We start from the raw sequence: 12,672 nt of genomic DNA, 5'->3' as shown, positions 1-12,672 counted from the left end.
GTGAACAGCGTTGTCATCGTCGGTCGAGACGCGGCCTTTTGGCTGGCGACCAATGTGATGCACACCGCGTTGGCGCCCGCCGGTGTGACGGTCATCGCCGTTGAGCTTCCCAGCCAGCTGGGCGCAGCGGATGTCTACACGACGCTGCCTCCGCTGGAGGCTCTGCACAATCAGCTACGGATCGACGAGGCGGCGCTGCTGCGGGCCACGCGGGGCAGTTTTTCTCTGGGCCAGAACTTCACCGACACCGTCGGCATGACGCCGGCGTTTTTCCACGCGCATGGTTCGTACGGCGCGCCGATCGACAACCACGACTTTTTCCCGTTCTGGTTGAAGGCGCGGGACTTTGGCCTGGGCGTGGCGCTGGAGGATTTCTCCCTGACGGCGGCGGCGGCCAAGCACGGCCGGATGGTGTTGCCCGATGACGCCACCGAGGTCTACGGCCGGACCGATTACGCCTACCATCTGCCGGGCCTCGGCTATGTTCGCGCCCTCAGGACGCTCGCGGCGGAGCAGGGCGTTGCGATCCATCCGGCCGACGCCGTGGCTGCAAGCCTGGATCCTGAAACAGGCGACATCCTGGCGCTGGAGTTAGGTGAAGGCCGCCGGGTCGAAGGCCAATTCTTTGTCGACGCAACGGGCGGCGAGGGGTTGTTGATTGGCCAGGCGCTGGGCGTGCCGCGCGAAAGCTGGCGGGAGAATTTCCCGGCCGATCGGGTCATGACCGCACGCGGCCCGGGGTTCGCCTCGATCCCCGCCTATGCCGAGGTTCGCGCCTGGACCAAGGGCTGGGTTGGGCTCTATCCCAGCCAGGCCGAAACCCATGTCGCCCAGGTCTATTCCAGCGCCCTTTGCGGCGACGATGAAGCCTTGCAGGCGGCGGCTACGGTTTCCGGCGTACGGCTGTCGGAAGTCTCCGTCACCGTCTCCGATCCCGGCCGACGCGCGGTTGCCTGGGAGCGCAACTGCGTCGCGATCGGTGAGGCGGCCTGTACGTTTGACCCTGTACACGGCGTCGATCTACAGGCGGTCCAGCTGGGGCTCGTCCATCTGCTGAGCCTGTTTCCGGCTGCTGGGAGCTTCTCGGCGGAGCGTGTTGAATATAATCGCATTTCGCGAGAGCTTTTCGAGCGCATTCGCGACTTCCAGTCAGCCTATTATGGGCTCAGTCGCTACGGCGCCTCGGCCTTCTGGACTCAGGCGCGGCAGGCCAAGGCGGCGCCGGAGCTGCTCCACAAGATCAAGACCTTCCAGGCGCGTGGCGAGGTTGCGCCCTACGAGAACGAGACTTTCCTGCCCGATAGCTGGCGGGCGCTGTTCGTCGGTTGCGGCCTGACGCCGGAAAGCTGGAATCCGATGATCGAGCGCACACCGCCCGAGGTCATGAAGGGTGAGTTCCGGCGTATTCTGGGCTTTATCAAGGATCAGGTCCTCAAACAGCCGTCTCACGACCTCTATCTGGAAAGCTTCTGTCGGCGCGACGATGCCCGAGACGCCTGGAACGGCGGGCCGCTGCATGGATAGCGGAGCCTTCCCCCAAAGTCTGGACATCGACGCCCTGCCGCGTGTGGCAATCCGCCAGGCCCCTTCGACCCAGGATTTCGAGGCGATCGTCCGGGTTGAGAGGCCGGTGGTCCTGCAGGGCGTGCTGGCGTCCTGGCCAGCCCTGGCGGCTGGGCGGCAGTCCGTCCATCGGATAAACGCCTACCTCAAAGGCATGGATCGCGGCGCGCCCGCGCCGGTCATGGAAGCGCCAGCCAGCAGCGGCGGCTGGTTCGCCTATGGCCCCGACATGCGTGAGTTCGCCTTCTCCAAGCGGCAGGCGGGCATCAGCGAGACCCTCGACCGTATCGAGCGATTGATGGGCGAACCTGAGGCACCGTTCGTGGCCATCCAGATGCTGCACCTGATCAGCCATCTGCCAGAGTTCGTGCTGCAGAATCTGATGCCGCTGCTGCCTCCGCAAGTGACGCCGCGCCTTTGGGTTGGTGGACCAGTACGGACCCAGACCCACAATGACCGCGACCACAACCTGGCCTGCGTGCTGGCCGGCCGTCGCCGTTTTCTGCTGTTCCCGCCCGAGCAGGTCAGCAACCTCTATGTCGGCCCGTTGGACAACCCGCCGCCGCTGTCGCTGGTCAATCCCGAGGCCCCTGACCTGGAGCGCTTCCCGAAGTACCGTCAGGCCTTCGCTGCGGCCCAAGTTGCCTTTCTAGAGCCCGGCGAGGCGCTGTTTGTGCCCAAATACTGGTGGCACCATGTCACCTCGCTTGAGCCCTATAACGCCATGGTCAACTACTGGTGGGGCGATACGGCTGTCGGGCTGGAGCGGGCCAACGACGTCTTTCTCAACGCCGTGCTAGCCCTGAAACACCTGCCGCCGGGCGAACGCGCCTATTGGAACGAAATGTTCGCCAACCATGTGTTTGGCGAACGCGGCGATGCGGCGGCCCACATCCCGCCAGCTCTGCAAGGCGCGTTGGGCCCAATGAGCCCCTCCACTCGCGCGGCTCTGAAGCAGCGGCTGAAGATGGCCCATCTGAGGTCACCGACATGACCGCGGCCATCGCCGTTGCGCCTCTGCGGCTGGGCGCGGACATCAAGGTTCAACTGCGGCGCATCGGCGTCGAGCAACAACCGCTGTTGGTTGTCGATAACGTGCTGGATGATCCGGACGCGATGATTGAAGCGGCGCGGGCGGCGAGCTTTTACGCGCCGCCGCACACCAACTATCCGGGTTTGAACGCAGTTTTGCCGGAGGCCTATTACCGCATGGTGGTCACGGCCCTGCGCGGCCCGATTGAGGCGGCTTTTGGCCTGTCGCGCGAGGTCTATGTCAAATATTTCGGCTTCTTCGCCTTGGCGACGAGCAGCGCCCGCGAGGCGTCATCGATCCAGAAAGTCCCGCATTGCGATGGACCTGACCCCGGTCGCCTGGCGATGGTTCATTATCTGTGTCGGGGACCGTTCGGCGGCACAGGCTTCTTCCGCCACAGGGCCACTGGCTTGCAATCAGTCGACGCCACGCGACACGGCGCCTATCTCGCCGCTATTCAGGCCGAGCTTGCGGCGGCCGATTGTGGTCCTGCGGCCTATGCCGACGGCACGCTGGCCAACTACGAGTTGATCGGGGAGGCCGAGAAGGTCTTCAACCGGTTGATCGTCTATCGCAACCACGTCCTGCATTCGGCCCTGCTTGGACCGGACGCCGGTAGCGATGATCCCGCCCGGGGGCGGCTGACCTCGAACGGTTTCATCGAAGCGGCGGACTCCGGATGAGCCGCGCTCACCCCGCCATCTGATCACCGAATCTGGCCGTCGCCACTGTGTGTGGGCGGCGACAGAAATGCCTCCCCCCTGCGTCCCGGCTCCTTTCTGCGTGGAGCCGGGACGCCTTTTTCCGACGAAAGAGACCGTTCGATGACCTTCCGAGCTCTTGCCCTGCTTGCCGCCCTGGCCAGCCCGGCCATCGCGCAGGCCGCCGAACGCGAATGCGCCCAGTCGCCTGGAAAGGTGATCGAGGTGTGCGTGTTCACGAGGGGCGGACAGGCGTTCTATGAGGTCAGCCGCCAGGGCAAGCCGGTGCTGGCGCCCTCGGCCCTTGGCCTGAGTTTCGCGGGAGAACCGGCGGCGCGGATCGACGCCATCACAACTGCCAAGCGTGCGGCGTCCGATAGCACTTGGGAGCAGCCCTGGGGTGAGCAACGCTTTATCCGCGACAGCCATGCGGAACTGACGGTGTCCCTGGCTGGGGATACGGCCTTGAACAAGAGCTTCGAGGTCACCTTCAGGCTGTTCGATGACGGGCTGGGCTTCCGCTATGCCTATACCGCTATCCCCTCCGGCCAAGCCGTCGCGGTGACCGAAGAGCGCACCGAGTTCAAGCCGGTCGGGGCCTATAGCGCCTGGTGGTACGAAGGCCTGGGTCAGGAGCGGGACGAATATCTCTACAAGCAGACCGACGCCCGCCGGGTCACCCTGGCTGAGACGCCACTGACATTGAAGCGTTCGGACGGTTTACACATGGCCTTCCACGAGGCCGCTCTGGTCGACTATCCCAGCATGCTGCTGGCCGGTGATGGCGCAGGCGGCTTGAAGGCCTGGTTGATGCCGTGGGCGGACGGGACTCTGGCCAGGAAGACCGGCCCGTTCACGACGCCGTGGCGCACGGTCTTGATCGGCGACAGCGCGGGCGCCCTGGCTGACAGTCGCCTCGAACTCAATCTCAACGAGCCCAGCAAGATCGCCGACACTTCCTGGATCAAGCCGGGCAAATATGTGGGCATCTGGTGGGAGATGCACCTGCAGACATCCACCTGGGGCAGCGGCCCCAAGCACGGCGCCAACACCGCCAATGTGAAGCGCCATATGGACTTCGCGGCCAAGAACGGCTTCGACGGCGTGCTGGTGGAGGGCTGGAATGAAGGCTGGGACGGCGACTGGATCGCCAATGGCGACAAGTTCAGTTTCACCAAGGCCTATCCCGACTTCGACATCAAGGCGATCGCCGACTACGGCAAGACCAAGGGCGTCAAGCTGATCGGCCACCACGAGACCGGCGGCGGCGTGCCCAACTACGCCGCCCAGCTGGAGGACGCCATGAAGCTCTACGAGAGCATCGGTGTTTCAGCCATCAAGACCGGCTATGTCCGCCACAGCGGCGACATCGTCGACGAGAAGGGCGGCAAGCAGTGGTTCGCCGGCCAGTACATGGTTCGCCATCACCAAGACGTCGTCGAGGTAGCCGCAAAGCGCCGCATCTCCATCGACACCCACGAACCGGTCAAGGATACCGGCCTGCGCCGAACCTGGCCAAACTGGGTCAGTCGGGAAGGTGCACGGGGGCAGGAGTTCAACGCCTGGGGCAATCCAACCAATCCGCCCGAGCATACGGTGATCCTGCCTTTCACTCGAATGTTGGCCGGACCGATGGACTACACGCCCGGGATTTTCGACGTGATCCACGGTAAGGCCGACCTGACCCGGCGCGGCCAGTCGACCCTGGCCACTCAGCTGGCGCTCTATGTGGTCCTCTACAGTCCCATCCAGATGGCCGCTGATGTGCTTGAAAACTACGAGAAAAAGCCAGACGCCTTCAAGTTCATCCGCGACGTGCCCACTGACTGGGAGACGTCGAAAACCCTGCAAGGCGAAATCGGTGATTACATCGTCGTCGCTCGCCAGTCACGCGGCGGGAAGGACTGGTTCCTGGGCGCCCTGACCGACGAGACAGCCCGCAAGTTGAGCCAGCCCCTGGACTTCCTAGCGCCGGGCAAGCGCTATGAGGCCCAGATCTATCGCGATGGCCCCGGCGCCCATTACGACACCAATCCCTACGCTTTTGAGACGGCAAAGAAGCTGGTGACGAGCGGGGACAGCCTGGACTTGGATATGGCCCCCGGCGGCGGTGCGGCAGTTCGCTTCATGGCGCTCGACTAGGCGCCCCCCCAAAATCGCACGTATGCGGGGCCTGTTTCTTCGGCAGTCACCAACGCCTTCCTCTGATGGAGGTAGGCCGGCCACGAGATCGGTGGCGAGAGACGGTTAAAGCAGCACCCGGCGGAGATGGCGGGCCACAGCCCGTCGATCACCTCTTCCGCCAGAGGAGGCTGACGAGGACTTCCCCCACGACGGCGGCGAGCAGGACTAGGGAAATCGTCTCAAGAACGCCATCGCTCAGGAGCGCCGCCAGCAGCGCGAAGGCCGTCATCGGCGCCAGCAGCGCCGGCGCCAGCAAGGGACGAAGCGGATAGAGCTTCTTCATGGGAGGCTGACCGCTGCATGGGCCGTTTCGAGACGCTCCAGACGTCCCTTGTCGCCCGACTTGCGTAGCCAGAGCACGATCCCGCTGACGAGGATGGCGATGGCTATGAGATCCAGCACGGCCCAAAGGATCTTCAGCGGCAAGCCGCCGTAGTCGCCAAAGTGCAGAGGCTGACTGACCAGAAGCAGGGTGATGTACCACGGCGACTGAGGGCGAGCCGTCAGAACGCCGGTCTCGGCGTCGATCAGCACGGGGCGTTACAGCCGCTCGGTCAGCGGCGTGTCACCAACCATGAAGACCCCATAGTGATGGTCGCCGCTGTAGCCGTGCCCGGCCAGCTGACAAAGCCAGGCGCCGTGCGGATCGCTTGATCGACCGAGGCCATCTGTTTGGGCATGGGGCGTCCCTCGTAGCGGGCAGCGAAGGTCGAGATGGCGCTGGCCTGCCAAGCAGCTTCCAGCGGTCCGGCGACCGTGTTGATCGCCCCGGTGACGCCGACTGTCAGGACCCAGATCATCGTGGCAGCGCCCAACAGGTTGTGCAGATCCAGCCAGGCCGTTCGTCGTCTGCGGTCGGTGCGGAACACGCCGAACGGCTGCTTCTTCATGAAGGGGGCATAGAGCACCACGCCCGAGACGGTCGAGACGACGAACAACAGGCCCATGGCGCCAAAGAACAAATAACCCGGCAGGCCCGCCGCATCGGGTGGTCGCCCTGACCCTGGGCGAGCCGCTCGGCGAGACCACCCATTGGACCGGCCGACTGATGGCCAAGGTGGCGGGCGTGGGCCTGACCTCGGTGCAGCGGATCTGGAAAGCCCATGGCCTGGACCCGCATCGCATCCGCACCTTTAAGCTGTCCAATGATCCCAGGTTCGCCGCCAAGGTTCGCGACATCGTCGGTCTCCATGTCGATCCCCCCGCCCACGCCGTGGTGCTTAGCGTCGATGAGAAGTCGCAGATCCAGGCCCTGGACCGAACCCAGCCGGGGCTGCCGATGAAGAAGGGCCGGGCCGGAACCATGACCCACGATTACAGGCGCCATGGCACGACCACCCTGTTCGCCGCCTTCGACGTGCTCGAAGGCAAGGTCATCGGTCGCTGCATGCAGCGCCACCGGCATCAGGAGTTCATCCGCTTTCTCAACGCCGTCGAGCGCGAGATTCCAGCTGGCAAGGCGATCCACGCCATCCTCGACAACTACGCCACCCACAAGCATCCCAAGGTGGTCGCGTGGCTGGGGCGTCATCCGCGCTGGACCTTCCACTTCACCCCCACCTCGGCCAGTTGGCTCAACGCCGTCGAGCGTTTCTTCGCGGTCCCCGCCAAGCGCCGCCTCAAGCGCGGCGTGTTCAAGGGCGTCGTCGACCTCCAGGCCGCCATCAACCGCTTCGTCTCCGACCACAATCAGCAACCCAAGCCCTTCGTCTGGACCGCCGACCCCAACAAGATCATCGCCGCCGCCGCCCGTGGGCACCAAACGTTGGAATCAGTCCACTAGGTCTAGCTGGGTGCGTGGGTTTTGAGGGAGGCTTTAAGAGGCGGCTTATTCGTTGGGTGTTACGCTGGAGACCGATCTGACGACCCTTGGATTCGCGAAAAACACCTGCGCAAGGGATTGAGACTCTGGCAGGATATAGACGACGCCCACTGTGCCCTTGAAAGCGGGTTGCACGATCTTGTCGTAGAACTCTGCGGGCACGTTCACGCAACCATAGGAGATCCGGTTGTCATCGGGTGCGGCGGTGGCGAGGCGCTCCAGCCGCCGATCGGCCGCCCGGGTCGTGACGACCGGGTGTAGGGACAGGGCGCTGTCATAGTCGATCCACAGAATGCTCTTGCCGCCGAGGTTCTCTCCGATCGAGGCCAGGAACCGCCCAGCCGGGGTGATGCGTTCCGTCGGAGTGATGGCGGACAGAGAGCGATGACCTATGCCGGGCGGCGAGATATCGCCGTGCGCCAGGCCCAACAGGGCGGGAGTGGCCCCCAGCTGCCGGGCCTGTGGGTCGAAGGCCAGAACCTGCGCGCTGACCTTGTCGATGATCAGGAAGGGCAGCCCTTGATTGTCAGCCGTCTTCCGCACCCAAGCAGCAACCTCGCTTGCCGCGGATGCCCCGGGCGCCACCACGGCAGCGCCCGGGGCGCCTGCCGCTCGATAGGGCTCGGCCGCCATGCTGGCTGTGCCCAAGGCGAGACCCGAGATCAGTCCCGCCGCCGCCGTCCACCGTCCCGGCATGCGGGGTCGGCCGCCGGGCTCGCGCGCATCAAGCGTCTCACGCCGGACGGACCGCCAGCGCGAACGCGCTGGCCACCGCATCGTCAATTGCGATCCTGCTTTGGGGGATAGACTGGGACCAGCGGGGGACGCGGCGCGACCGGGGCGGTTTTTTCCAGCCCCCGAACGACCTCCTCCACCGGTGGAGAGATGCGGGTCGATTCGTAAGGAGGCATCCGTACGCCTCCACTCACCACGTTAAGGGCCAGATCGGGCGATGCGGGGAAGGTCGGGGTTGGGGTGATGATCGGGTAGAAGGCGGTCGAGGCCGGAGACGATGTAGGCGGGGTCACTGGGGGCATCACGGGCGGCGTCACCGGCGGCGTTACGGGCGGGGTGACGGGAGGCGTCACGGGCACCACCACGGGCGGAACCACTGGCGGAGTAACCACTGGAGGGGTGACTGGAGGGGTGACTGGAGGGGTGACTGGCGGGGGGACCACGGGCGGGGTCACCGGCGGAGGTGGCGTCGTGACCGTCGCAGAGATCGTTCCTCGTGTTCTTTGCGTCGACACGCAACAGAAGCCGGCCAAGGCATATTGATCGGCATTCGCCCCGGACAGGCTGTGGCCGCTGTAGGTGATCCCGATGTCAGCGCCGGCGGCGGCCGAATCGAAGGTCGCGCTGGCGCCGGGGCCTGCCACCAGAGTGACGCCCGCGGGCAGTCCCGACGCCGCCGTGGTCGTGAAGCCGGAGAGGGTCGTGGCCGTCCCGCCGTCGAACACCCGGCTCCCGTTCGGGAACAGCAGCATCCGCTGCCGCAGCGCAGCGCCCTCGGTCAGGGTGAAGCGGGTCGAGAAGTCCGACGGCGTCGCATAAGAAACCGGATTGTAGTTGATCGTGGCTGGGGTGGCCGTGACCGTGACGCGGGGCGCCAACGGGCTGAAAATGATCGTGCCGGCGCCCACGCCCGGGCCCGTCCCGTCCGCGCCGGCGATGAGGGTCAGGCCGACCGGCAGGCCCAGGCTCTGGGCCGGAATGGTGCTGCCGCGGGTCAGGGTTACGGCGGCGTCGATATGGATGTCATGCCCGGCGCACAGGGCGATGTTACCGTCCGTGGTGGTGATCGCGTGAAACACGTTGACGTTCTGGCCGGCGTTCAGCAGGACGCTGCCGTTTACCGTGGTGATAGGGGCATTGACGTTCACGTTGCGCCCGCAACAGACCACCAGATTGCCTTTGGTGGCGGTGATCGCGGCGTTGATGTTGACGTCGCGGTTGGCGTTCAGCGTCAAGGTGGTGGGCGTGGACGACGCTGTCCAGGCGATCGCATCATTGACGTGAATGTCTCCGTTGCCAGGAAGGCTCGCGCCCGGACCCGTCATCGTGCTGATCACGACATTGGTGGTGACCAACTGGGCGGACAGGGTGGCGCCGGAGATATTGCCGCCCGCGCCAATGGTGAAGTCGGCCGGATCGATCAGCCAGGTCCCGGTCGCGCCCGTGGGGGCGTCCGTGGTGATCCGGGCCGTGGTCGCGATGTTCACGTTTCCAGCCGAGGTATCGATGAACCCGCCACCGCCGCCGCCGGGCGCGCTTGCATCAAGGACGCCGGCCACGTTCATCGTCCCGCTCGGCATGTCGCCGAGCAGTTGGATGGTCCCGTTACGCTGACCGATCGTCCGCGCCTGGATGACCCCGGTGTTGTTCACGACCGTGCGGAGCAAGTCGCCCGCGCCCTGCGCGGTCATCACCACCCGGCCGCCGTCGGCCTGGAGCAGGTTGCTGTTCTGGATCAGGGCGTTGGCCGCGCCTTTATCGATGACGACATTGAGCAGCCCGTCGCCGGCGACGTCGAGGGTGATGGCCTCGCCTGACGCCAGGGCGATCGTGCCAAGATTGGCCTGGATCAGTCCATCATTGTTGACCTGGCCACCCAGCAAGGCGACGAAGCCGCCCGCCGCGACGATCGCGCCCTGATTGCGGACCGTCCCTCCGCTGCCCGAGAACCTGTACTTCCCGGCCATAAAGTCAGCGTCGGTAATTCCCAGGGTCGAAGCGACCAGTCCGCCGACATTGACCTGGGCCCCCTGTCCGAACAGCACGCCGTTGGGATTGATCAGGAACACCTGGCCATTGGAGGTCAGGCTGCCCAGGATCGCCGAGGCGTCCGCGCCCACCACGCGGTTCAGCGCCGCCGAACGGCTATTGGGCTGGACGAAGATGACGCTGCCGCCCTGGCCGATGGAGAAGCTCTGCCAGTTGATCGCCGCGTTCTGGGTCGACTGGTTGATCGTCACCGCGCCGGGACCGGTGGTGATGGTCGCGCCGCCCCCGGTGACCGCTCCGCCCGTCGGCAGGGTCTGGGCCTGCGCCGCGGTCCCCAGGGCTATCGCGGCGCCTAGGCCGATCAGGGCGTAGGCCGCCACCCCCGCCAGACAGCTGGAAGCGACGAGGGCGGCCCTGCGGCCGGCGAAATCGCCTCGACGCCTCGCGACGATGCTGTCGCCGGCGGTCGTGTGACGGTGTCTGGTCATCGGAACGTCCATTTCGGGAGAGGCGCGAGGGGCGAGGCGGCCATGGTCATCAGAACAGCTTGACGATCTGGAACCAAACACGGCCCTTGTGGTCAGGCCCCGAGGTAGAAACCTGGTCGTTGAAACGGCGGGCATAGGCGACGCGGGCGCTGAGGTTGTCAGGACCGAACCAGTTGACGCCGAGGCCGCCCCCGCTGCGCCGGGCGTGATTGGGGCCGGCGAACCAGGGATCCTTAGCGAAGTCAACCTCGCCCGCGTCCACGAAGGCGATGAGCTGCAACTGGCCCGGAAGGGGTCGCGTCCACGCGTTCAGCATCCATCGGGCCTCCAGGGTGGCGACATAGCCCTGGTCGCCGTAGGCCTCGCCTTCCGGATAGGCGCGCACCCCATAGGCGCCGCCGAGCTCCATCTTCTCGGAACTGTCGAGATTGTCTGTGGCGATCTGTCCGCGCACCGCGCCATAGACCGAGAGCGGTCCACGCACAGTCTGAAGTCGGGAGACGGCGTACTGCAGCTTGTTGAACCCGCCCTGCGAGCGCGCGCTCGCCGCGTCGGCGGCCCGCTCCAGAGGGCTTTCGATGTCGAGGCCGCCGGACGTCCAGGACAGGGAACCTGTGTTCCAGCCGCCGCCGCCAAATCCGTCGCGCGAGTCCCCCCGCAGGCCAACCGTCACGCCCCGGATGGTCTTGTCCGACACCTGGGAGACAAGGCCGATCTCGTCTCTGAGGAATTTGGCGTCGAGACTACCCACGGCGTAGAGGTTCGCGGCTCGCGAGCGGATCAGCGGGTAGCTGGCGAACAGGCTGGCGATATCGCTCGCGCCGCTGGCGTCAAGCGCCGAGAACTCGTGGCCCAGGTCATACTGCATATGGGTATAGGCGACGCCGACGGTGGCGTCGCCTAGCGGGGCCTGCCAGGCGGCGCGGCCGTAGGCCAGACCTTCGGTCGAGGCGAGCAGGCGCAGGCTGATCAGGTCGCCCATGCCGGTCAGATTGGCGACATTGACCGAGCCGCCGAACCGGTAGGCGCCGGTGTAGCGATTGCCGGCGTTGTCGGCCTCGAGGCTGCCGTAAATCCGGGGCGCCCGGGTCAGGTCAACGGTGAGATCCGAGGAGCCCACCTCAGCGCCCGGAGACAGGGTCGAACGGACGAGGACGCCAGGAATGTCAGAAAGCAGCAGCAGGCGCCGATCGAGCGGCGCGATCGCGACCGGAGCGCCGCGGTTCAAGCCGTTCAGCACGCGCCCGGCCACGGCGTCGGACACGCTAGATTGGTTGCGCAGGGCGATCGCGCCGTAACGGCCCTCGACCACGGCGATGGTCACGGTCCCCGCCAGGACGTCTTGGGCCGGGAGGTAGGCCTGAGCCAGCACATAGCCGTGATCGTTGTAGAAGCGCGTGATCCGCGCGGCCGCATTGCGAAGTTCGGGAAGGGTAAGGTCGCGTCCCGGAGTATAGCCCGTCGCGGCCACCAACTCGGGTTCCGCAAACAGGGTCGCACCCGTGACGCGCAGCCTATCCACCCGGATCCGGGCGCCTTCAGAGACGGCGTCCATCGACGGCGCCGGCCGTTCGATGCGGATGTCCGGAGCGGGCCTTTGGGGAACGGCGGCAGGCGGGATTTGCTGCAACTGCCCGCTCGCCGGGGGTTGCTGGGCCTGGGCGTTCTGTACCGTCGCCAACAGCGCCGCCATGATAAGACTCGATCGCAACATAGCCGCCTCGTAGTACCGCCGCGGTATCGGGGCGCAACGGCTCTCACGCAGCGGAGAACACGCACGTTATATCTCAATGGTCGAGTGACGGGAATATGGCCGTCGATCGGTCAGAATTTCCCACCGAGGGAAATACAGGCTCTAGAAAATTTACAGTCCCGGCTACCATGGTTCGAAAATTTATAAACGGGAAGAATATTATAGAGACATTTTTCTTAGAGGCTGACCCGAAATGAAGTTGGGTGATTTCAGTCACTTGTGATTCTGTTGGAGATGCGAACCAACAACGGAATTTGACATGTGGACCGAAACCACCCGGCGCAAGCATGCCCGAAAGGGCTTGCGGTATTCAAGCGATCTGACGGACGAGGAATGGGCGGTTCTGGAACCGCTGGTCCCGGCGCGGTCTCGGCTGGGGCGACCGGCCAAGTGGTCCCGGCGGA

At 65.4% G+C, this 12,672-nt stretch carries 11 protein-coding genes and 1 pseudogene; 6 read left to right on the top strand and 6 right to left on the bottom strand.

The window, feature by feature from the left end:
- The 4 genes from ACP69S_RS18670 to ACP69S_RS18655 all read left to right on the top strand — a co-directional run bounded on the left by ACP69S_RS18670 (window position 1) and on the right by ACP69S_RS18655 (window position 5,439).
- The gene (locus ACP69S_RS18670) at window positions 1-1,524 is read left to right on the top strand and encodes a tryptophan 7-halogenase (RefSeq protein WP_425999809.1); all 1,524 of its coding nucleotides are present in this window, start codon (window positions 1-3) and stop codon (window positions 1,522-1,524) included.
- Window positions 1,517-2,557, top strand: coding sequence for a cupin-like domain-containing protein (locus ACP69S_RS18665; RefSeq protein ID WP_425999807.1), 1,041 nt, complete (start codon window positions 1,517-1,519; stop codon window positions 2,555-2,557). Before ACP69S_RS18670 ends, ACP69S_RS18665 begins: the two co-directional genes overlap by 8 nt.
- Complete coding sequence (locus ACP69S_RS18660) at window positions 2,554-3,279, top strand: DUF6445 family protein (RefSeq protein ID WP_425999806.1); 726 nt, start codon at window positions 2,554-2,556, stop codon at window positions 3,277-3,279. Before ACP69S_RS18665 ends, ACP69S_RS18660 begins: the two co-directional genes overlap by 4 nt.
- 141 nt (window positions 3,280-3,420) lie before the next feature.
- Entirely contained in the window at window positions 3,421-5,439 is a 2,019-nt protein-coding gene (locus ACP69S_RS18655; RefSeq protein WP_425999804.1) for a glycoside hydrolase family 97 protein, read from the top strand.
- 148 nt (window positions 5,440-5,587) lie between these two features.
- On the opposite strand, the gene ACP69S_RS18650 is transcribed toward ACP69S_RS18655, so the two are convergent.
- From ACP69S_RS18650 to ACP69S_RS18640, 3 genes are read right to left on the bottom strand one after another with little or no spacing between them, the layout of a single operon-like run.
- The gene (locus tag ACP69S_RS18650) at window positions 5,588-5,764 is read right to left on the bottom strand and encodes a hypothetical protein (RefSeq protein ID WP_425999802.1); all 177 of its coding nucleotides are present in this window, start codon (window positions 5,762-5,764) and stop codon (window positions 5,588-5,590) included.
- The gene (locus tag ACP69S_RS18645; protein WP_425999800.1) at window positions 5,761-6,015 is read right to left on the bottom strand and encodes a PepSY domain-containing protein; all 255 of its coding nucleotides are present in this window, start codon (window positions 6,013-6,015) and stop codon (window positions 5,761-5,763) included. The genes ACP69S_RS18650 and ACP69S_RS18645 overlap by 4 nt, the downstream gene beginning before the upstream one ends.
- Before the next feature lie 20 nt (window positions 6,016-6,035).
- Entirely contained in the window at window positions 6,036-6,428 is a 393-nt protein-coding gene (locus tag ACP69S_RS18640; protein ID WP_425999798.1) for a PepSY domain-containing protein, read from the bottom strand.
- Between the two features lie 38 nt (window positions 6,429-6,466).
- On the opposite strand from ACP69S_RS18640, the pseudogene ACP69S_RS18635 reads away from it, so the two are divergent.
- Window positions 6,467-7,264, top strand: a pseudogene (locus tag ACP69S_RS18635) (IS630 family transposase); the annotation flags it as partial.
- Between the two features lie 45 nt (window positions 7,265-7,309).
- Here the strand turns inward: ACP69S_RS18635 and ACP69S_RS18630 are convergent.
- The 3 genes from ACP69S_RS18630 to ACP69S_RS18620 all read right to left on the bottom strand — a co-directional run bounded on the left by ACP69S_RS18630 (window position 7,310) and on the right by ACP69S_RS18620 (window position 12,208).
- Window positions 7,310-7,936 (bottom strand): L,D-transpeptidase, encoded by a 627-nt coding sequence (locus ACP69S_RS18630; RefSeq protein ID WP_425999796.1) that lies wholly within the window; start codon window positions 7,934-7,936, stop codon window positions 7,310-7,312.
- 146 nt (window positions 7,937-8,082) lie between these two features.
- A complete protein-coding gene (locus tag ACP69S_RS18625; protein WP_425999794.1) occupies window positions 8,083-10,515 on the bottom strand; it encodes a filamentous hemagglutinin N-terminal domain-containing protein in 2,433 nt (810 codons plus the stop codon).
- Between the two features lie 49 nt (window positions 10,516-10,564).
- Window positions 10,565-12,208 carry a ShlB/FhaC/HecB family hemolysin secretion/activation protein gene (locus ACP69S_RS18620; RefSeq protein WP_425999793.1) on the bottom strand — a complete coding sequence of 548 codons (1,644 nt, stop codon included), beginning with the start codon at window positions 12,206-12,208 and terminating at the stop codon, window positions 10,565-10,567.
- A gap of 319 nt (window positions 12,209-12,527) precedes the next feature.
- Here ACP69S_RS18620 and ACP69S_RS18615 point away from each other — a divergent pair.
- A partial coding sequence (locus ACP69S_RS18615; RefSeq protein ID WP_425999844.1) for a transposase occupies window positions 12,528-12,672 on the top strand: 145 nt, incomplete at its 3' end.

Origin of the sequence: Caulobacter sp. DWR1-3-2b1, assembly GCF_049895765.1 — a bacterium.
In the GTDB taxonomy this organism is placed as follows: domain Bacteria; phylum Pseudomonadota; class Alphaproteobacteria; order Caulobacterales; family Caulobacteraceae; genus Caulobacter.
Note: the sequence above shows the minus strand (reverse complement) of the source record. Positions and strands in the feature narration are given on the sequence as shown.

Excerpts from the sequence above, each read along its gene's own strand:
- ACP69S_RS18665 (WP_425999807.1), top strand. The coding sequence starts at position 1,517 with ATGGATAGCGGAGCCTTCCCCCAAAGTCTGGACATCGACGCCCTGCCG.
- ACP69S_RS18660 (WP_425999806.1), top strand. The coding sequence starts at position 2,554 with ATGACCGCGGCCATCGCCGTTGCGCCTCTGCGGCTGGGCGCGGACATC.
- ACP69S_RS18655 (WP_425999804.1), top strand. The coding sequence starts at position 3,421 with ATGACCTTCCGAGCTCTTGCCCTGCTTGCCGCCCTGGCCAGCCCGGCC.
- ACP69S_RS18650 (WP_425999802.1), bottom strand. The coding sequence starts at position 5,764 with ATGAAGAAGCTCTATCCGCTTCGTCCCTTGCTGGCGCCGGCGCTGCTG.
- ACP69S_RS18640 (WP_425999798.1), bottom strand. The coding sequence starts at position 6,428 with ATGGGCCTGTTGTTCGTCGTCTCGACCGTCTCGGGCGTGGTGCTCTAT.
- ACP69S_RS18630 (WP_425999796.1), bottom strand. The coding sequence starts at position 7,936 with ATGGCGGCCGAGCCCTATCGAGCGGCAGGCGCCCCGGGCGCTGCCGTG.
- ACP69S_RS18625 (WP_425999794.1), bottom strand. The coding sequence starts at position 10,515 with ATGACCAGACACCGTCACACGACCGCCGGCGACAGCATCGTCGCGAGG.
- ACP69S_RS18620 (WP_425999793.1), bottom strand. The coding sequence starts at position 12,208 with ATGGCGGCGCTGTTGGCGACGGTACAGAACGCCCAGGCCCAGCAACCC.